Source organism: Halioxenophilus aromaticivorans, assembly GCF_042850945.1.
In the GTDB taxonomy this organism is placed as follows: domain Bacteria; phylum Pseudomonadota; class Gammaproteobacteria; order Pseudomonadales; family Cellvibrionaceae; genus Halioxenophilus; species Halioxenophilus aromaticivorans.
Genome location: NZ_AP031496.1, coordinates 947,097 through 967,374 on the forward strand (window position 1 = coordinate 947,097; position 20,278 = coordinate 967,374).

General features: G+C 53.2%; 19 protein-coding genes. 11 read left to right on the forward strand and 8 right to left on the reverse strand.

Going from position 1 to position 20,278, the window contains the following annotated elements:
• Positions 1-41: 41 nt before the first annotated feature.
• From ACGHM3_RS04165 to ACGHM3_RS04180, 4 genes are all read right to left on the reverse strand, one after another.
• Positions 42-830 carry a 3-oxoacyl-ACP reductase family protein gene (locus ACGHM3_RS04165; RefSeq protein WP_345427611.1) on the reverse strand — a complete coding sequence of 263 codons (789 nt, stop codon included), beginning with the start codon at positions 828-830 and terminating at the stop codon, positions 42-44.
• Between the two features lie 9 nt (positions 831-839).
• A complete protein-coding gene (locus ACGHM3_RS04170; protein ID WP_345427609.1) occupies positions 840-2,540 on the reverse strand; it encodes a thiamine pyrophosphate-binding protein in 1,701 nt (566 codons plus the stop codon).
• A gap of 102 nt (positions 2,541-2,642) precedes the next feature.
• A complete protein-coding gene (locus ACGHM3_RS04175) occupies positions 2,643-3,788 on the reverse strand; it encodes a hypothetical protein (RefSeq protein ID WP_345427607.1) in 1,146 nt (381 codons plus the stop codon).
• The gene (locus ACGHM3_RS04180; RefSeq protein ID WP_345427605.1) at positions 3,785-4,363 is read right to left on the reverse strand and encodes a hypothetical protein; all 579 of its coding nucleotides are present in this window, start codon (positions 4,361-4,363) and stop codon (positions 3,785-3,787) included. Before ACGHM3_RS04180 ends, ACGHM3_RS04175 begins: the two co-directional genes overlap by 4 nt.
• A gap of 181 nt (positions 4,364-4,544) precedes the next feature.
• Here ACGHM3_RS04180 and ACGHM3_RS04185 point away from each other — a divergent pair, with 181 nt between their 5' ends.
• The 7 genes from ACGHM3_RS04185 (at position 4,545) to ACGHM3_RS04215 (ending at position 12,119) form a co-directional block, all read left to right on the forward strand.
• Positions 4,545-5,285 carry an IclR family transcriptional regulator gene (locus ACGHM3_RS04185; RefSeq protein WP_345427603.1) on the forward strand — a complete coding sequence of 247 codons (741 nt, stop codon included), beginning with the start codon at positions 4,545-4,547 and terminating at the stop codon, positions 5,283-5,285.
• A gap of 99 nt (positions 5,286-5,384) precedes the next feature.
• A complete protein-coding gene (locus tag ACGHM3_RS04190; protein WP_345427601.1) occupies positions 5,385-6,581 on the forward strand; it encodes a tetratricopeptide repeat protein in 1,197 nt (398 codons plus the stop codon).
• Between the two features lie 15 nt (positions 6,582-6,596).
• Positions 6,597-7,799 (forward strand): methyltransferase, encoded by a 1,203-nt coding sequence (locus tag ACGHM3_RS04195; protein ID WP_345427599.1) that lies wholly within the window; start codon positions 6,597-6,599, stop codon positions 7,797-7,799.
• Positions 7,800-7,988: 189 nt separating this feature from the next.
• On the forward strand, positions 7,989-8,501 hold the full coding sequence (locus tag ACGHM3_RS04200; protein WP_345427597.1) for a hypothetical protein: 513 nt from the start codon (positions 7,989-7,991) through the stop codon (positions 8,499-8,501).
• Between the two features lie 111 nt (positions 8,502-8,612).
• Positions 8,613-9,542, forward strand: coding sequence for an alpha/beta hydrolase (locus ACGHM3_RS04205; protein ID WP_345427595.1), 930 nt, complete (start codon positions 8,613-8,615; stop codon positions 9,540-9,542).
• 444 nt (positions 9,543-9,986) lie between these two features.
• On the forward strand, positions 9,987-11,042 hold the full coding sequence (locus ACGHM3_RS04210; protein ID WP_345427593.1) for a GGDEF domain-containing protein: 1,056 nt from the start codon (positions 9,987-9,989) through the stop codon (positions 11,040-11,042).
• 159 nt (positions 11,043-11,201) lie between these two features.
• Positions 11,202-12,119: a LysR family transcriptional regulator gene (locus tag ACGHM3_RS04215; protein ID WP_345427591.1), complete on the forward strand. Its 918-nt coding sequence runs from the start codon at positions 11,202-11,204 to the stop codon at positions 12,117-12,119.
• On the opposite strand, the gene ACGHM3_RS04220 is transcribed toward ACGHM3_RS04215, so the two are convergent.
• Complete coding sequence (locus ACGHM3_RS04220) at positions 12,116-13,021, reverse strand: LysR substrate-binding domain-containing protein (protein ID WP_345427589.1); 906 nt, start codon at positions 13,019-13,021, stop codon at positions 12,116-12,118. The two genes, ACGHM3_RS04215 and ACGHM3_RS04220, sit on opposite strands and share 4 nt — an antisense overlap.
• A 110-nt stretch (positions 13,022-13,131) precedes the next feature.
• On the opposite strand from ACGHM3_RS04220, the gene ACGHM3_RS04225 reads away from it, so the two are divergent.
• From ACGHM3_RS04225 to ACGHM3_RS04240, 4 genes are all read left to right on the forward strand, one after another.
• Entirely contained in the window at positions 13,132-13,536 is a 405-nt protein-coding gene (locus ACGHM3_RS04225) for a VOC family protein (protein WP_345427587.1), read from the forward strand.
• 25 nt (positions 13,537-13,561) lie between these two features.
• On the forward strand, positions 13,562-14,158 hold the full coding sequence (locus tag ACGHM3_RS04230; RefSeq protein ID WP_345427586.1) for a glutathione S-transferase: 597 nt from the start codon (positions 13,562-13,564) through the stop codon (positions 14,156-14,158).
• A 131-nt stretch (positions 14,159-14,289) separates the two neighbouring features.
• Positions 14,290-15,735: a RimK family protein gene (locus ACGHM3_RS04235; RefSeq protein WP_345427585.1), complete on the forward strand. Its 1,446-nt coding sequence runs from the start codon at positions 14,290-14,292 to the stop codon at positions 15,733-15,735.
• Positions 15,736-15,766: 31 nt separating this feature from the next.
• Complete coding sequence (locus tag ACGHM3_RS04240) at positions 15,767-16,909, forward strand: GNAT family N-acetyltransferase/peptidase C39 family protein (protein WP_345427664.1); 1,143 nt, start codon at positions 15,767-15,769, stop codon at positions 16,907-16,909.
• Between the two features lie 35 nt (positions 16,910-16,944).
• Here the strand turns inward: ACGHM3_RS04240 and ACGHM3_RS04245 are convergent, their stop codons facing one another.
• The 3 genes from ACGHM3_RS04245 to ACGHM3_RS04255 form a co-directional block, all read right to left on the reverse strand.
• Positions 16,945-17,439 (reverse strand): gluconokinase, encoded by a 495-nt coding sequence (locus tag ACGHM3_RS04245; RefSeq protein ID WP_345427583.1) that lies wholly within the window; start codon positions 17,437-17,439, stop codon positions 16,945-16,947.
• 26 nt (positions 17,440-17,465) lie between these two features.
• The gene (locus ACGHM3_RS04250; RefSeq protein WP_345427581.1) at positions 17,466-19,067 is read right to left on the reverse strand and encodes a glucan biosynthesis protein D; all 1,602 of its coding nucleotides are present in this window, start codon (positions 19,065-19,067) and stop codon (positions 17,466-17,468) included.
• Between the two features lie 388 nt (positions 19,068-19,455).
• Positions 19,456-20,100, reverse strand: a complete 645-nt coding sequence (locus tag ACGHM3_RS04255) for a hypothetical protein (RefSeq protein WP_345427579.1) — start codon at positions 20,098-20,100, stop codon at positions 19,456-19,458.
• Positions 20,101-20,278 lie beyond the last annotated feature (178 nt).

The window sequence follows — 20,278 nt, forward strand, 5'->3', positions numbered from 1 at the left end:
CGTGAATGGAGTAGATAAACAGTCGTTAGCAGGCTTGATGGCTAGCCACCAAGCCTATCGGTTAACCCCAAATTCATTACACCGCACACGGCGTAGTTTTGCCCGGTAATGTATTTGCTTTCTTCGCTGGCCAAAAAGGCAACCAAGTTGGCAATATCGCTTGGGTCGCCAAAGTGGCCAAAACCGGTACATTGGCCAAGGCTGCTTTTGGCCAACTTAGCTTTCATTTCTGGCGGGATATTACGGCCAGCATCGCTGGTGATCGGCCCCGGGGAAACACAGTTAACGCGCACACCCTCTGGTGCTACTTCTTTGGCCAGTGCCTGGGTAAAGGCAATCACGCCGCCTTTAGCGGCGGAATAATCCACTTGGCTGGCCAAGCCAATCATGCCCGCCACCGAGCCAATATTCACAATCGTCCCCTGGCCTTTGTCCAACATGCCGTTAATCACCGCTCTGCAGGTGTAAAACACACCTTTTAAATTGGTGTTTAAAATAAAATCCCAGGTGGATTCTTCGGAGTCTGCAAACAGGGTCATTTTTTCTCGTGCGCTGCCGCCGGCGTTATTGACCAAAATATCAATGGTGCCAAAATCCGCTTCGGTTTTGGCCACCATGTTTTTCACCGAATCAAAATCGCTAACATCGGTTTGTATGGCGCAAGCCTTGCCTTCTGATTGAATAATTTCTTCGGCGACTGCTTGTGCCGGTGCCAGGGTGGTGCTGGCAATAATGACGCTGGCGCCTTCCTGGGCCAATTTAAGCGAAATACCTTTGCCAATGCCCCGGCCACCGCCGGTGACTACGGCTACTTTATTTTCCAGTCTCATGTTTTATCCTCAATACCAAAAGTCGTTATACCAAGTGGAGTATTCTTCGTGCCCGGGAACATCCCGGGCGTTGGCGGTGCCATCTACCGGTATTTGAATTACCGCCGGTTTGCCGCTGGTAAGAGCGCGCTGCATGGCTGGAGCAATGTCTTGTTCGCAGGTGACGAATTCTCCGTGAGCGCCGTAGCCCTCGGCGATTTTATCCAGCCGTAATTGCTGGCCCCAGTGGGCCTCGGTTTCAGCAGTGCCTTCGCCTAGCATGCCGCGATAGCCGCGTACCTCTACGCCCCAGGCGTAATCGCAGGCGACGATGCAAATCACTGGTAGGTTTTTGCGTACGGCGGTTTCCAATTCGGAGGTGTGAAACAAAAAAGCCGAATCACCGCTGATTAAAACCACTCGCCGGTCATCGTTAATGGTGAGCTGTGCGCCCAGTGCGTAGGGCAGGCCGGTACCCAGGTGACCGAAGTTTTGGTTCCAAATGGAATCCCGGGGTTCGACCTGGGCGTAGGTCCAGGTGTAGATGCTGGTGGCGCCGCCGTCGCGAACCAACACGGCATCCTTGGGCATGGCTTGGGTGGCGGCGATCATCAAGCGCCCAGGGTGCATGGGGGTGAGATCTTTGGGGGCTTTTTGTAGGTAGTCTTTTTTATGCTGGCGGTGAATCGCAATTAATTCTTCTACGTAACTGGTACGAGGTTTAGCGCTTATTTGCGCGGTGAGTTGTGGCACCACATCGCGCAGATCGCCCAGTAAAGGAACGTGTATTTTTCGGTTCACGCCAAAGGCGTTGGCATCTCGCTCGATATAAATCCATTTGCGCTGGGCGTCGTTTTTTTGCCAGTGGCCACCCACGCCGTGTTGCACCGGCTCACCAATCTCGGTGCCGATGGCAATCACCAAATCCGAGTCCGATACCGCCTGGCTCCCCGCCGGTGAAAAGCCACAGGGAAAGGTTCGCTCTTCGCAGCCGGGTAAAAACGAACTGATGGGGTAGGTGTGAATCACCGGGCACTGTAGGGTTTCGGCAAGCGCCGCTAAGCTTTGGTGGGCGCGGGCGGTAAAGGCACCTTGGCCCACCAATAAAATAGGCCGCAGGGCGCGGTTAATTAAGCTAACGGCTTGGTCGATGGCGCTGGCGGCAGCGGGTTGGTGCAAAAGCCGATAATCCTCAGGCGCTTGCGGCGGGGGTAAATCACAGTCGGCCTGCATGGTGTTCATGGGAATGTCGATATACACCGGCCCGGGTTTGCCCGACAACGCCTGGCGAAATGCCTCGTGAATAATTTCGTCGGTTTGTTCTGGGTATTCAATCACCGCCGTGTACTTCATGGCTTCTTCAAAGTAGCGGTATTGCGGGGTGTATTGAATACGACCGCGTTTTACCCGGCGGGCGGCGATTTGTGCGCGCTGACCCCCAATAAAAATAATAGGCGCGTTTTCTTTGGCAGCATTAATTGCAGCGGGTAATAGGTTGGCCACGCCGGGGCCCTGGTTGCCAACCACAACACCCGGGGTGCCGGTCATACGCCACATGGCTTCGGCCATAAAGGCGCCGGCTTGTTCGTGGTGGGGTGCTATCACCCGCCAACCGCGGTCGCTGGCTGTATTAAATAAATGAAAAAAACTGGGGTCGGGGATGCCGAATAGGGTTGTAATATTTTCTGCCTCTAATAACGCTAGCAGGCGCTGGTAGATTTTTTCCGGCATAGAAAACTCCATATTTTTTGTTTTTGTTTTTTGGGGGAGGGGCGAAAGAGTTAGGCTTTCCCCCAAGCGCTTGATCCCGCGCTTGGGGTGTTTCTGGGGCTGTTATTCAGGGCCGGGCACAACCTTACGGGTTTGAGTAATGCACGAACCAAAACTGTGAAAGCCCGTTGCGTGCAAGCCGCCGGTACCGCCGCAGCACACCACCAGCACATCTTTGGGTTCAACGCACATATAAACGCGGCCATTAATGACGCGGCCTTGGGCTTCCAGTTGTTGGCGGTGGTTAGTGGTGAGGTGGTCGGCACTTAGGCTGGCGTATTGCCAAATTAACTGTTGCACGTCCTCCAGCGAAGGAATCTCTTTGCCGATAATGTCAGCCCAAACCGGGTTGATGGCCACCAGCATTTCCGCGTAGGGCATGGCCGGTGAAAAACCGTTGGCACCAGGGTAGGCGAGAGACTTGCCAATCATCTCTAAAAACTCCACCGCTTTTTGCGACGTAGTATCTAAAATATTTTGCGTGCCCATGGTGCCATACACCGATACCGCGTCGCCTTTTACGCCGCGCCGCTCGGCAAACGGTGCCCAGGGCGAGCGTTCTTCCCATTCGCCAAATACTATTCCTGGTACACGGCCAGGTGAGCCAAAGGTGGTTCGGCAGGTAACGCCGACTTCCTGCCCGGCAATATTGCGCATCATTAAGCGCATGGCACGGCCAATGGCGGTGGCCGAGCTGGGGGCACCACCGAGGCAGCCGTGTTGGTAGGGGATATTTAATCGGTTGCGAATATCACCGTTTACCAAGGTCAGTGGCACTACTGGTGCGGTGGTGGCGTTTAAACCGAATAATTCAAAGCTAGAGTCGGCCATGCCTTCCAGGGCGGCGATGATCAACGGCAGCGACTCGCCGGGAGCGCCGGCCATTACCGCGTTAATGGCAATTTTTTCTACGGTGCAGTCGGCATCGGTGGGTGGCAGCTGGCAAATAACTTCGTCGGCATAGCGGTTATTGGCGGCCAAGAATGTGCGTACGCGGGTTTCTGTGGGGGGAATTAATGGCAGGCCATCGCCCCAACCTTGGTCCATGGCAAATTGGGTGAAGGCCATGACATCGTCTATTTCGGTTTCGACATTCTGGCTGGATAACCAATCCAGTTCGCAACCGGCGTCGCCGCAGTCGCGTAGGTTGATGACTTTGTCTTCCTTGGCCAGTCCGCTGTTAGCGGCAATACTGCGAGTGGTGCTCATTGGGCGGCCTCCTGCAGTGTTTTAACGGGTGCGTTAATGCTGGCGCCCATGGTGGTGAGCATGCCATCCAAGTGTTGGTAGGCCACGGGCTCCACCTCGGCGCGGGTTTTTTCATTTAACGGGTAGGGCAAAATATGAATGCGCAGGCCGGAGCGGCCACCGCGAGCGGCCAGCTGATGGCCAAGTTCGTCGAATACTTCGGTACACACGGCCACGGTGGGTAGATCTTTATCGGCGGCGGCCAGTGCATCGCGAATGGTCCAACCGGTGCACGAGCCACAGTTGCCCAGGCCAACAACAGCCACGTCTATGGACCCTAAAAACTCTTCCAAGGCGGCGGCCACTCGCTCGCCCTCGGCACCGGTGCGGCCTTGGTGGGAGCGCCAAAATTTCACCTGCGCGCCGGCTTTGCGAAATTCGTCGGCCCAAATTTCTGCCACCCAATCCCAGGCGCGCCAAATTTCATCTAGGCGAAAGCCCACGGTTTTACCTGCAAATGGGCCGGCATCGGGGCCGGGTGAGGTGATGTTGTCGGTGCGAACTGCGGTTGGGTCTAAGATGTTGCCCAGTGCCATGGTGGTCTCCTTGCGGGCTTTAGTTTGGGCCGCGCGTTATTATTTGGTGAGTGTCTGTTGAGTGACTTACAGTCTCGATGGAGTTGACTCAAAGTCTCGTTTGGATTGACATAAAGTCCAAAATGTTGGACTATAAAAATTATATCACTGTACTTGTGCCAGTTTCAATCGGGGGTTTTGCGTGCTCGTCAAACAGATCTGTAATCTTTTTAGCCTCATGGACTTGTTTGCCCGGGTTAAAGAGCCTTTATCCGTTAAGCAAATCGTGGCGCAGCTGGGTTGGCCTCGCTCCAGCGTGTTTAACTTGGTGTCCACCCTGGTGGACCTTGGTTACCTATACCAGCCTGTGCCGCGGGGGGGCTATTACCCCACCACTGCATGGCTGGACTTGGCGCGAGAGGTGTGCGAATCACAACCGCTACCGCCGTCGGTGCACCGGTTGGTGCAATCCCTGGCGGAAGAGACTGGGGAGACGGTGTTGTTGGCCGCACCCGAGGGCACGCAAGTGGTGTTTGTGGATGTGGTGCAATCGGCTAATGTGATTCGCTACAGCGCCAGTGCGGGTGACCGAGTACCACTCCAGGCTACTTCGGCCGGGCGAGCGATTTTATCGCTGTATTCACCGGCGGAACGCAGCTCAACGCTAAAGCGTGTGGACTTTAAACCCTTCGCCGATAGTGAATTCGACAGTGCCGAGAAGGTAGAGTTGGCTGTTCTGGCCGGCCAGCAAAAGGGATGGTTTACCAATAACGGCAGCTTTGTGCCGGGATTAGCCGGGGTGGCGGTGCCGTTTGCCTTTGGCGCCCGGCGCAACGCTATTGTCCTGGGCGCTCCCCTGGCTCGTGTTGAGCCGCAATTGGATGATTTAGGCGCACTTTTGGCGGCCCGGGTTCAGGCATTTTTGCAAGAGCATAGCGAGTAGCTACTAATCGACTAGTTACTCATAAAACCGCTGATTCAGTTTGCCCGTCGCATCGGTTATTATCTTTCATCCAATAATAAATGCGCAGGCGGAGGTAACATGCACCGGTCTCTTTTGCCTATTTTGCTCGTTGTATTGTTTGTCATGAGTTTGATCTCGGGTTGCGCTACACAACCCAGGGAAATTTCTGTGCAGCCTTCTCTGGCCCATCTTTACAGCCAGCGGGCAGAGCTGTTTGGCCCTGCCATCCCTGTGCCGCAAGCGTCGCAAATTCTGTCGCTGACGCCTAGCCAGCAACAGCATTTTTTAGATTTTTATCGACGAGAGAAAATCCGAGACGCGTTTACCGACGATATTATTTACCAATATCTGCAGGCCAATTTACACCGATTTAATTACCACTCCGGTACCTTTACTGCGCGTGAGACCTTGGCTCAGTTGCAGGGCAATTGTTTATCTTTGGCAATAGTGACGGCGGCCCTTACACAATTAACCGATGCGGAAATTCGCTACGAGCTAGTGGATGCAACCCCTGTGTTTGAACAGCAAAACTCCATCGTAGAGCGTGGTGTGCACGTGCGCAGTAAAATATTGCGGCCGGTAAAAGAGACAGAGCAAACCATATACGGCCGCTCCATGGGAACGGTGGTGGATTACTTTCCCTCAAAAGATGTGCGTTTTTTAAGTAACGTCTCGGGCGTTGAATTTATCGCCATGTTTTATAACAACATTGCCGCAGAACACTTAACCCGAGGCGATTTTAAAGCTGCCTATTGGTACAGCCGCAAAGCATTGGAGCTTGCGCCGCATTACGCTGCCAATATTAACACTATGGCGGTGATTTATCGTCGCGCCGGCGCCGCCGATGTGGCAGAGACGATTTACCGTTATGCGTTAACCTTGCCCACAGACCAGCTAACCATATTGAAAAATTATCGCGCGCTTTTAGCCTTGCAAAAGCGTGATGCTGAAGTCGCCGAGCTGGATAAAAAAATTGCCAAAATTTACGATCCAAACCCCTATGTGTGGGTAAAGTTGGGAGACGAGGCCTATCGGCAACAACAATATGACGAGGCGAAATCCTATTATCAAAAAGCAGTGGCGTTAGCGCCTTATGTTCAACGTGGCTACATGGGGTTGGCCCGAGTGTGGTTGGCGCTGGAAAACTACCCCAAAACAGAAAAAATGCTGCGCAAAGCAATGGCCAACAGCTACCAACAAAAGCAAGTACAGCGCTACCAAGCAAAATTGGCCGCCCTGGAACAGCTACAACTCAGCCGCGTTCCTTCGCAGTAATAAAAGGCTTATCGCTTGACCGAGCTCGACCAAAACTTTTTATCCATCTCCCGTACGTTGGCACAATTTGAGCACTATTGGCGCGAGTCGCCGTATCAGGTACAGCAGCCTCGCTGGATGCAATCAAATCCGTCGTTGGCGCAACAGTGCTTAAACCTAACCGACTCCCAGTTGCCGTTGCTGGAAGCCAACCCAGAAGCCTTGCAACAATGGTTAGCGCCGCACTTACCCGGTGTGGATGCGTTGCTGTCTCGCGTAGAACCCGATTGGGCCAGTCAGCGCCCGGTTGCATTGCCCAGCCATTGGCATGTGGGCATTCCTGGGCGCAAAAAAACGCAAATAGAAAAATTTGCCCAGTGCTTTACGCCCATGCAACCGCACTTAATCGACTGGTGCTGCGGCAAGGGCCATTTGGGGCGCACCTTGGCCCATGCCCATGAACTCACCGCCTCGGGTCTAGAAATAAACCCCCAGCTGTGCGCCGTAGGGGAGACAGCCCGCGGTGGCAAGGCGCCGGTAATGGTGCTGCATCAAACCGATGTGTTGGACGACCAAGCGTTGGCGCGGGTGGCGGCTGCTCTGCCGCACGGCAGCCACGCCGTGGCGCTGCACGCCTGCGGTGATTTGCATCGGCGCTTGGTCCAGTGGGCTGCGGCGGAAAATCTGCCCGCGTTGAGTTTAGTGCCCTGTTGTTATCCGTTGTGGCTGAAGCATAAAACCTTTGCACCTTTGTCTGCGTTGGCTCAGCAGCACGACCTAGGGCTCACCCGAGACGATCTAAACCTCGCTGTACAAGAGGTGGTAACGGCGTCCGCCAAGCAACAGCAGCAGTTATTCCAGCTTAATGCATGGCGGCTTGGCTTTGACCAACTGCAGCGTGACTGCACCGGGCGGGATGAATATCTTGCCACGCCTAGCTTGCCAAAGTCGGCCTTGGGGTGGGGGTTTAAAGCAGTTTGTCAGCACTTGGCTCGCGCCCGAAACATACAACTGCCGAGCGATAGTCAATGGCATCATTATCAACAACAGGGTGAGCTGCGATGGCGGCAAGTACGACGCTTACAGTTGGTAAGCCAGGGGTTCCGTCGCCTGTTGGAGTTGTGGCTGTTGCACGATTTAGCGTTGTGTTTACGCCAGGGGGGGTACCATGTAGCGCTATCGCGTTTTTGTGAGCGTGAAATTACCCCGCGTAACCTGTTAATTAACGCAAAGCGTTAGAGCCATAGCGGTTTGTTCGCATTTTTATCGTATCGATTGTGGTAACGTGGTTTTTCCACGTTATAAAAAAGCGTGGTTGCAGTGTTTAGTTTGATTAGAGTGCTTAACTATTTTGATCAACTATTGGTATTAAATACAGTGCTGAATAGTTTACACGGGCCATGGAGTGCCACATCGGCGAGCTAAGATATGAAACCAACCAACCTACGAAACCTTGGCAAAATAATATCGGTAGTACGTGTTTGTGTACTGGCTATGAGCGTTGTGTTATTCACCGCTTGTGGCGCCGATAAACTCCAAGAGGAATTGGATTTAGAAATTGACCTGGTTCATTTTAGCAGCGACAAAACCGACATTTACCCCGGCGAAGAAGTGCACTTCGTTTGGGAAGCTGAATCACTTTACGATTTTGACGTGCGCTTTTTCCTCAGCAAAGATACACGTAAATCCGATGACGATTATCGTTTTATTAAAGAGCAGTGCGGCTACGATGAAGACCATTGCGAACAATACGACCGAGTTATCTTTACCTGTTTGTTTTTAATGGACAACAGCCTCGATTGTGATGAAGACAACAAGCTGATCAGCGTGAACGACATAACGCCCTACCTAGAAGAGCTGCCCATGCCCGGCTACGTAATTATTGAAGTTTGTGATGAAACACGCTGCGAGCGTGCCTACACCGAACTGAACTTTTATTAATTCCCTGGTTTTATTGGTTCCCTGGCAGGCCCGTAAAGTGCCTGTACGGATTTTTTATTGCCAAAAAATATTGCACTATGGTGCGTCTCGTAATAATTCTAACAAGTGCCCATGGATCTCGATCAGCTGCACCCGGATTTACAGCCGGTTTACCAAAAAGTCCCCCGTGTTCCCTTCCACGCTTGGTGGTTCCGAAACCTAATGCCCCTAGCCCAGGCGGTAAGAAAACGTCTTACTAAGCCTCGCCCGGTGGCCGGTGTGCGCAGCCAAGAAACCACCCTGGGTGGCGTAGGTGTAAAACTCTACCAGCCAGAGCAGGCCCAGCCGCGTGGCCTTGTGCTGTGGCTGCACGGTGGTGGCTACATACTTGGCGATGCCAGTATCAACGATGACGACTGCCAGCGCTTGGTCACTGGCTGTGGTGTGGCGGTGGTGTCGGTGGATTATCGGTTGGCGCCCAAGCACCCATTCCCCGCCGCACTGCAAGATGTGATGTCGGTGTGGCATTGGCTGGTGGGTAATGCCACCTCGCTGGGTGTAAGTGCCGATTGCATGGTGTTAGCAGGCCAGAGTGCCGGTGCCGGTTTGGCAGCGGCGGTGGTGCAAAAAATAGCCGACGATGGCGGCCAGCAGCCCCTGGCGCAAGTGTTGATATACCCCATGTTGGACGACCGCACGGCCGCCAATACTAACCTCGATGCCGCCAACCATCGCCTCTGGTCTAACGTTAACAATCGCGCTGCCTGGCAAATGTACTTGGGGCAGCCGCCTGGCGCTGCGCAACTGCCGGATTACGCCGCTCCTGGCCGCCGAGCTGATTTGCACGGCCTGCCACCCGCCTGGATAGGCTGTGGCAGCGTGGATCTGTTCTACCCAGAAAACCAGCGTTACTACCAACAGTTGCAAGCCGCCGGCGTGCCCGTGGAGTTTTACCAGGTCGCTGGAGCACCCCATGGGTTTGATGGCTTGGCGCCGGAGCTTGCGCTGGTGGAGCAGTTTCGCGGGGCCTACAGCGACTTTATTGACCAAATGCTGGCCTAGCCGTCAACGAAACAATCGTTTACTTGTGTAAGTCCTTGTATTTACTGTAAATAAGTGAATATCTCGGCCTTGCCCAAAGGCGCTCATCCGGCGAGCCTATACAAGCCCTTAGGCTGATGGTGCTATGCAGCGGTTTCTGAACTTGGTTATCCAAAGCACAACATCCAAAGCACAACATCCAAAGTACAACCTTCTACGCTCAACTTCCAAAGCCCAGCTCAACTGCCCTTTGCTGAGACTAGCTATCCCTCGGGGCCAAAACCGGCCCCCTTGTCGTCTAAATTCTCATCATACTTGCCGGTTTGCTGATACTGGTCTTTACTGAAGATAAGCCCTATCAGGGTGCCTTTGAGCTTTCCAATCTCTATAACTGCGGTTGATGCTTTACCGTGGCGCCTTGAACAATGCGCTGACTTTACTCTTTACTCAGGTGCAACAAACGCAGTGACCGCATCAGAAAACGTCAACCATCCCTACATAGTTGAGAATTTGCCGTGTTTAAACGCTGACGGCAGTTATATCGATGGCGTCAACCTCGGCTTCCAAATGGCGGCACAGCTGGCTGGTGCACTCAACCACCACGCCATGACCTGTGCCTTCCTCAATATGGTCGAAGCGTTTCCTGGGGTTCAGGCGGTGCATTGTTACGAGGTATTTAATAAAGCCTGCGCTAATGGAGGCCAGCCCCAGTGGCTGTTCCGCCGCTTCCCGCTGACCTTAGACGACAATTACGAAGACGAGAATACCAACGCCATTGTGGCACTGTTGTTTGATAACGACGAGCGCGTGTTAAAACGCCACTACCAGGGCCGGGATCTGACGGTACTTCGGGTAGATGATGTAACGCCAAAGCGCGTGGTGTTGATTGAAGGCGCGTTGGAAAGTCATTACTTTTCCATCATCGAAGGTTTGTATTCCGTCTACGCTCGGCAAACTTCACTCCTGGATACCAAAGAGCGGGATTCCCTCACTCATTTACTCAACCGGCAGAGCCTGGAGCAGACCCTATCCCAAGTAAAAGCCTATTACTTGGCGAAAAGTTTGAATAACGAAGTATGTAACAGTTCTTGGTTGGCTGTGTTAGACATCGATAAATTCAAGCAAATTAATGATACCTACGGTCACATTTTTGGCGATGAAGTTCTGATCCACTTCGCCAACGTGTTAAATGAGGAAATGCGCTTTTCCGATTTTCTGTTCCGCTTTGGCGGGGAAGAATTTATCATTATCCTCAATCAGGTAGACGCTGCCGGTGCTGCCACAGCCTTTGAGCGGTATCGCAAAGCGGTTGAAAATTATCGCTTCCCAGCGGCTAATGTTACGGTCAGTATTGGCTACACGTTTATCGACCACGCCAAAGCCAACGAGCAATTGTTAGAAGAAGCTGATAAGGCCGTGTACGCGGCCAAAACGGCTGGCCGAAACCAAGTGGTCAATTACCAGGAGATGGACCATTCCGGCGAGGCTGACTCCAGCGACGGCGACATCGAGCTGTTCTAGCACACCATTCTGCGTATTAGTTCCCACTGCGATAGTTTTTTATTAATAGGGATAAACGGTGTCCTACGTTACATTATTGTGAGGCTGTGCCGCAGCATTGTGTGCCAATATAAAATATAATGAAGGCAGCCATATAGGATTCATATACTGGGATGTTACATGATAGAAATAAAAAGGCTGCGGTTTTTTGTGCAAATTGCCCAGGATGGGTCGCTTTCTAAAGCCGCTGAAACACTGCAAATGGCGCAACCCGCGCTGAGCCGGCAGCTCAATTTGCTGGAAGAGTATTTGGGATTCCCTCTGTTTATTCGCACTGGCCGTGGTATGCAAATCACTCGGGAGGGCACGCTGCTGTTAAATTCCGTGGCCGGCCCCCTGCGCGAAATTGAATTGTCGGTGGAGAATATCCGCTCTTTTATGAGCTGGGTAGAAATGCCTGTCTCTGTGGGCGTTCACCCGTGGTTTGGGGGTGTGCTAACGGCGCCTTTTTTACAGGCCTTTGAAACTCAACTTCCCAAGGTTAATTTGCGCTTACAAGAAGGCCCGGCGCCGGCGCTGTGCGATTGGTTGACCCAGGGTAAATTGGACTTTGCTCTGTTAGACCAAGCCTGCGTTAACGATGTGATTCGTCAGCGTTTGGTTTGCCAAGGCCCTCTGATGTTAGTGGGCGACGCTAAATTTTTAGAAAACACCTTGGGACAAGCCCACAGCGTTAATATCGAACAATTGGTCAACGTGCCATTGATTCTACCCTGCCCGCATAACGGTTTGCGCCAGCAGCTTACCCTAGCCGCCAACGTTTCCAGAATAGAACTTACTCTGCAGTTTGAGCTGGATAACCTCACTGGCCAATTAACACTGGCGGCACAGCAGCGAGGCCTGTGCGTGCTACCTGAACCTCTGGCGCAAAGTGCCCTTGTCAATAAATCCTTGCAGGCGCGTCTTCTAGAAGGCGACGATCTTAATTTCCGTTTGTATTTGTCCAGCCGCGGCGTCAGCACTGTGGAAGACAGCGTGGTGGGCCGTGCCGATCGGCTCATCGAAAATGTGGTGGCCGGCCAGTTCTCCGGTGATTAAATAACGTTGCTGGCGGTAAGTAAGCGCTGACTTAAATAGCCCACGGACCAGTCCATAAAACCACGCACCCGGTGGGATACTAAGCGATGGTGCGGGTACACGAACTGTACGGGTATTGACGGCGCTTCAAAGTTTTTTAGTAGACGAATTAATTGCCCGCGCTCGATGGCCTGCGCTACTTGGTAAGACAGCAACTGTACCACGCCAATGCCATCAATACCCGCCTGCAGGACCACCCCGATTTGATTGGAGCGAAACACGGGTCGCACAGCTTGCAGGGTTTTGTAGTTGTTCTCTCTAAATGCCCAGTGCTTGCCTTGAGGGCTAAAAACGGCGGCGGGTAAATCTTTTAGGTCGGCGGGCGTGTTTGGCTCACCAAATTGCTCAAGTAACATTGGGCTGGCACAGACTAACGTTCTTACCTTGCCCAGGGGCCTGGCCACCAAGTTGGAATCCGCCAGTTCTCCGATGCGAATGGCTAAGTCGAAGCCTTCCTCCACAATATCCACCAGTCTATCCAGCAACACCAACTCAACCTGCATTTGCGGGTGTTGTTGCATAAAATCGCTCACCACCGGTGCCAAATGCAGGCTACCGAAGGTCACCGGGGCGGAGATTCTCAAGTTGCCATCCGGTGAGCGCCGCTTGGCATCCAGGGTATGTTCCGCTTCTTCCACGTCGGCCAATATTCGGCGGGCCCGGAACAGAAACTCTTTGCCCTCATCGGTGAGTGCGAGGTTGCGCGTGTTGCGGTTTAACAGGCGCACACCCAGGTGTCGCTCTAGGTCCGCCAGCCCGCGAGCAATGGCAGCCGGGGAGCGGTCCAAAGCCATGGCGGCAGCACTCAAGCTGCCCTGGTCGATGATGGTGGTGAATATTCGCATGGCTTTGAACTTGTCCACGGCAGACCTTTACGCTTTTCGCAATAAACCTATTCATATTTCAGCATTTATTACGAAATATGGAAAGTGGATACTCCAATTACTCCACAGTCACCCCATGAGGCAAGCCCTTGAACACTGCCCCCTCCATTGTTGGCATCGACCATTTTGGCATTCGCGTAACCGACCGAGCCCGAGCGGTGGGCTTTTACCAGCAACTGGGGTTTCGGCAAACCGAATGGCTACCGCAGTTTGAAGCCAACGAAATGACCAACCCACAGGGCATCCGGATTAACCTGATTTTTAACGGCAGCCGGCGACAGGAAAATCGCAATGTGCTGTTAGATGAACCCATCAAATACCCGGGCTTCACCCACCCAGCCTTTGTGGTGACCGATTTGGTGGCGTTAAAACACTGGTGCCAAAGCGAAGGCATTGTAATTACCGAAGATATTCACCCCATTGGACGCCGCCGCAAGGCGATGTTTATCCGAGACCCAGACGGCAATGTTCTGGAATTCAACCAACTGTTGTAACCACAATAAAAACCGAGGACACACCATGGAACTGTACGATCTAGAACTCTCTGGCAACTGCTACAAAGTGCGCCTGTTGGCGGCCCTGGCCGGCATTGACCTAACATTAAAGCCGGTGGACTTTTTGGCCGGTGACCACAAGCGGTCACCGGTCATTGATCTCAACCCTTGGGGCGAGCTACCGGTACTGGTAGATGGCGGCACCGTGCTGCGCGACTCCCAGGCAATACTGGTGTACCTGGCCAGTGCCTACGCTGGTCACGCCTGGTGGCCCGATGCACCTGCCGCCCAGGGCGACGTGATGCAATGGTTGTCCGTGGCGAGCAATGAAATCCACTACGGCCCTAACAGCGCGCGACTGGTGGATAAGTTTGGCTACGATTTGGATAAGGCCACCACCTTGCAAATCAGCGAGCGAATTCTGGGGTTGATAGACCAACATTTGCAAAGTAATGAGTGGCTGGCCATGGGCCGCCCCACCATTGCTGAATGCGCGGTATACCCTTACATTGCGGTGGCGGGAGAGGGCGGCATTGATCTGACACCCTACCAAAATATCAACCAGTGGATGGCGCGTATCAAAGCCTTGCCTGGCTACATTTCCATGCCCGGTGTTGCATAAAAAAGCTTATAAATAGAGCGCATAAAAAAGTCCATGGGCGGCTCTTAATAATCGTTGCGAGAGCCGGGTTTTTACTGTAAATACGCGGTTTTGCGGCCGTTTCCTGGCCGCTCTTTTACAAGGCCCAGCCCGTGGTTATGACTCTGTTTGTGGTGGATGATGAAACGCTTATATCGTCCGCCGAGCTCTCTGTTACGTCGTTCAAATCCTACCTTAATGAATACCCCAAGCTGGGTGAGCCGGCCATTCGGGTGGTTAACCTGTGCGATACCGAGCGCTACCTCAGTGGTGGCTATTACTGCTCACTACTGGCCGAAGCCCGCCAGCACCAGGTGTTGCCCACGCTTAAAGTGATTAATTCCCTGCGCGAAAACCAAGGTAATCTTTGGCTGCCATTGGCGGAGCGTGCGCGGCACTATTTTGCCGACAATCCCTGCGAGGATTTTGTGGTGTGTATGGGCCAAGCCCAACAGCCCCAACAGCAAACCATCGCCACCGAAGTCTTTGGCCATTACCCGGCGCCACTGTTAACGGTTAATATCACTGTCGATAACGCCGGAGTCCGGGTGAAGATTGGCCGCATCAGTTTGGCCGAGCTGAGCGAGGATCAACGCAGTTTTGCATTGGCCGTGTTGGCCGAGCACGCCAACAAGGGCTGGAACAAACGCCGTAAAAGCAAAAAATATCGCTGGGACTTAGCCATGCTGGTAGACCCAGACGAAGCCGTCGGCCCCAGTAATGCCAACGCGCTCAAACGGTTTGTTAAGGCCGGAGAAAAACTGGGCATACAAGTGCACCCGGTAACGGCCCAGGATATAAACCCCTTGAGCCAATTTGACGGTTTGTTTATCCGCGAAACCACCGCCATTGATCACCATACCTACCGTTTGGCCTGTGCCGCAGAAGCTCAGGATATGGCGGTGATTGATGACCCAACGTCCATATTGCGATGCTGCAATAAAGTGTTTTTGCACGATGCCTTTAACTACCGTCAGGTGCCCAGTTTAAAAACGCTCATTATCGCTGCTTTGGATGACGCAACCGTGGCACAACTGGAAGCGGATTTCGGCTATCCCATGGTAATAAAAATGCCGGAGGGGTCGTTTTCTCGCGGCGTGCGTAAGGTGCAAAACCGAGCGGATTTAATCGATGTGGCCGGCGAAATGTTACAAGGCTCGGCGCTGGTTTTAGTGCAAGAATATTTATTTACCGAATACGACTGGCGCATTGGTGTGTTAAATGGCCGCGCTTTATACGCTTGCCGTTATTATATGGCGCGTAATCACTGGCAAATTTACAACCACGGTTCCAAGCGGTTTTTCTCCGGCGGCTTTGACGCTCTACCCACCTTCGAAGTGCCGCGTAAGGTGTTGGATGCAGCGCTTAAAGCGGCGGCGGTGGTGGGCGATGGTTTGTACGGTATCGACATCAAAGAAGTGAATGGCAAAGCCTACGTTTTGGAAGTGAACGATAACCCCAGCATTGATCAGGGCGTGGAAGATAAATATTTGGGTAAAGAACTCTATATGCAAATTATGGCCGAGTTTTTACGCCGGTTTGAATTACGTGGCCACTGATTTTGATACAGCCAAAAAAGTAACCGCAGAGATGACCAGTGTTCAATATCGCCGAGGCGAATTGGCGGATTTGGAAGCTCTGGTAAGGCTGGAGCAGGCGTGTTTTCAATCCGACAAAATGAGCCGTCGCAGTCTGCGTCACCATTTATTATCCGAGCATGCCGATCTTTTTGTGGCTGTTGCTACTCATAATCGAGATCAACACCAGGATCAAAGCCAAATGTTGTTGGGCTATGGTTTGGTATTGTATCGGCGGGGCACTCGCCTGGCGCGGTTGTATTCGCTAGCGGTGCAGCCCCAGGCTCGCGGTCAAGGTGTGGCCGTGGGGCTAATGGCAGAGCTGGAGGCCGCTGCCTTGGCTCGGCATTGTTTGTATTTACGCTTGGAAGTGGCAAAAAACAACAGCGCGGCCATTGCCTTGTATCGGGGCAATGGTTACCAAATATTCGGTGCCTACAGCGATTATTACCAAGATCACAGTGATGCACTGCGCATGCAAAAGCGCATTCGCCGCTTTGCCCAGGTCCCCCAACCCCATGCCTGGCCCTGGTATCCCCAAACCACAGAGTTTACCTGTGGCCCGGCGGCATTGATGATGGCCATGGCTGGGTTGCGGCCAGAGCTGGAACTCAGCCAAAGCTTAGAATTGGATTTATGGCGCGAGGCCACCACCATTTTTATGACCTCCGGCCACGGCGGCTGCCATCCCTTTGGCTTGGCGTTGGCGGCGGCAAAACGCGGTTTTAACGCCCAGGTGTGGGTGAATACCGAGCAACCGCTGTTTATAGAAGGCGTAAGGTCGGAGTATAAAAAAAACATAATGACCTCGGTGCACCAACAGTTTTTTAGCCAATGCCAGCAGGCCCAGGTGCCGGTGAATTTTCAAGACTTTGATCAGCAACGCTTGGCTAAGGCTTTGGTCCAAGGCAGCGCGGTGTTGGTATTAATCAGTACCTTTCGCTTGGCGGGTAAAAAGGCGCCCCACTGGGTCTTGGTGACCGGCATGGATGACGAGTGCTTTTACTTGCAAGACCCGGATTACGAACCCGAAAAAGATCACCCCTTAGATTGCCAATATTTACCCATCGCCAAACAAGATTTTGAAAAAATGGCCAGCTACGGCTCGGGCCGGCTACGTGCAGCGGTGATCGTTAGTCTCGTTGGTACGGATTAGGTCAGCCGTGTGCGGCGCTACTATTGCGTCAATTGTTATAGCGATAACTGTTGCCGCAGGTACTGCACCTGTTGCGATAGGGGTAAGCAGCCATCCACGCTAATCGCTGCCTCGTGCTCGGCGAAGGGTTCTAGCGTGGCGAGTTGGCTGGCCAGCAAGCTGGCGGGCATAAAATGGTTGGGGCGAGCCTGCACTCGCCGTTGTAATTCTTCCTGGCTTACCTTGGGCAAAATAAAAATGATTTCTGGGCAGTGCTGGCGCAACTGATTGCGGTACGCCACTTTTAAAGCCGAGCAAGAGGCCACCACACCGGTGCTAGCAGCGGCGGCAATGGCCTGGCCAACATTGGCCAAAAACGGCGCGCGGTCGGCATCGGTAAGTGCTTGGCCGCGGGCCATTTTATCGATGTTGGCCGGTGGATGCAGCGCGTCGCCTTCCACAAACTTCCAGCCTAATGTTTCGGCTAAGGCGGCGGCTAGGCTGGATTTGCCACAGCCGCTAACGCCCATCACTACAATTGCTTTGCTCATTACGGTTAGTCGTTTGGTTGCACAGCTTATTGATTATACAGCTCGCGCTGCTCTTCCGGGGGCGGTGTCCACTGGTACATCCAGGTTTCTGTTAGTGGGTAGCCATTGGCTTCTAAATGAACGCGGATATTGATCGGCTGCAAACTGTCTTTGGGCGGTACCAAATCGAACATTGCCCGGTAACCCTGGATGGCGTGCTGTGGCCGCGCCGAGGTGATTTCAACTTTGCCCGCGCTGGTGGTGATGACGGGTTTCACTTTGGTGTCCGCTCCTAACATGGCTAGGTTGCCGCCGGCAAAGTCGATAGCGAAGCGCTTGCTGTAGTATTCGCGCTTTTGTCCGATTACGCCGCCTAAACCGGTGAAGGTGTCTACCACTTTGGCTTTTTTCGGCTGCACGGGCGGAATTCCACCCCAGTACATGGTGTAGCTGTACAGTAACTCCTGGCCCGGCTCCACCGGCTGGGCAGGGTTCCAAAACGCGACGATATTGTCGAAGGTTTCGTCCACGGTGGGGATTTCCACCAGTTGCACGGAGCCTTCACCCCAGTTAGAGGTGGGCTCAATCCACAAGCTGGGGCGTTTTTCATAAAACACGCCGTCGTCTTGGTAATGGTCAAAATCGCGGTCGCGTTGAATTAAGCCAAACCCCTTGGGGTTGTTATCGGTGTAGGCATTAAATTGTAAATGGCGCGGGTTGGACAGCGGCCGCCAGATCCACTCACCACTGCCGGTATGCATGGCTAAGCCATCGGAATCGTGAATTTCCGGCCGCCAGTCGTAAGCCATGCGGCGGTCGTTTTCGCCGTGTTGGTACATGCTGGTAAGCGGCGCAATGCCCAGGCGCTCAATGGCTTTACGAGGGTAGAGTGCGCTGTCCACTTTAACCACTAAGCGGTGGCCGGGGGTAATATTAAAACGGTAGGCACCCGTCACGCTGGGGGAATCCAGTAGGGCGTAGACGGTGGCCGTTTCGCTGTCTGCGGCGGGTTTTTCTAACCACAGGTGGGTGAAGATTGGGAATTCCTCTGGCCTGGGCATGGCGGTGTCGATGGCCAAACCACGGGCAGACAAACCGTATTGCATTTCTTTGCCCACGGCGCGGAAGTAACTGGCGCCCAAAAAGGCGATTACATCTCGGGTCCAGTCGGTTTGAAATTTAAATCGGAAGCCGGCAAAACCTAAATCCGCTGGTAGCTTTTTACCATTGACGCCGGATTTTCCGTAGTTGAAAAGATCCTGTGAATACTCCACCAGCGCCGCTTTGCCATCTTCGATGTGATAGACGTGCACAGGGCTCTTAAAAAATAACCCCAGATGAAAAAATTCGGCTCTAAAGGCTAGGTCGTCTTTGTACCAAAGCGCTTCTTCGCCCTTAAATTGCAGGCCTTGGTAATCGTCCCAGGTCAGTTGCTGTAGAGATTTTGGCAGCTCGTTGGAGTGGTCTACATAGTCTTGTTGCGCTTGGTTGCGGGCAAAACCTTTTAACCAGGCATAGCTGAAGGGCTCATCGGCCGGCAGGCCTTGGTTGTTTGGCTGGGCGGCACTTTGGTTGGCCCACAGCAGTAAAACACACAGTGCTGTACCCCACGAGCGACACACCCGTGGCAAAACTCTATCAATCTGCATAAACCAATTAGCCTTAACGTCAATGTTTTTGGGGAACTGGGCGGCGGGGATGTTGCGTTACATAACCCGTGTATTAGGTTAACAAAAATCGTGCCCACAGCGCTGCCTAAAATACGAGCGCGTACATGATAAATGTGACCGAGTTTGCGGGGCTGAGGTTCCAAAGAGGCGAAGAGCTAAGGCAATGGGCTGGTAGTTTTTACAATGACGTGTAATTTGGTGTTTATTTTGGCGTGGTGCGACGAGGTGGTACGACTCGGTAGGGTACCAGCGGGACGGTTGTATAAATCAGCCGCCAAGGCGGCTGATTTTTAGGTTTGCGCTAAAACAGGGCCCGTTCAAGCGTGGCCTGTCAATGGTGGTCAATCAAGACGGTAGGCGGCCAGGTTTACCAAGCAGCCGCTTGGAAGGACGCGCCGATGGTGGCATTGGCGCTGCCTGCCAATTTATTGGTTAAGGCGAGATCGTGCAGGGTGAGGATGGCGTTTTCGATGTCTTCGCTGGCAGGCGCTCGGTTGGTGAATATGTAACCGCGCACATCTTGATTGGCCAGTAAATCCTCGGTAACGGCGCTAAAATCGCCCAACCGTTGCTCCGCCAGGGTAACAAGTTCACTGGGGTTGGTGGGCAGCTCTGCAGCTCCGTTGGGGGCTAGGTATTCCAACACGGTGTCGTGGGTGAGTTTGGTGAACAGTTGGTCCAGCAACAGGGCTTTACTTTGCCCGGCTTGTGGCTCGGCTAGGCCTGCGGCGGTGCTTAGGTAAGGTTGCAGTGCCTCTAATACTTTTTGTGGCTGCTGTGCAAAGGCCTGTTTTAAAGCGACCGTTATTTTGCTCTCTTGCTCTACGGAGAACTCGCTGGCGGCGGTGGATTCGCTGACGGCGATCACATCGTTCACCATGGCTGAGGTGAGCTGGCCGGCAACGGCTTGGCTAGCTGGCTCCTGTTTGGCTTGTTCGCAGCCGGCGGTGAACAGTAGGCAGGCTACCAACACTGGCGTAGCGCTTTGGCTGATTAGGTTATGTAAAGACATCTGTGTAAATTCCGTATTGTACTCTGTGCGGCCAAGCGCTTATTTATCGCTGGCTCTTTAACCTTAGTAGAGCAATCTTCCTAGGCTTTAGAGTAAGCCAAACAGAATTGAGAAAATGCGTAAGCCATCTCATCGGAAAACCAATTTTGTTAACCCTGTCTCAACTTGTAAAAACAAA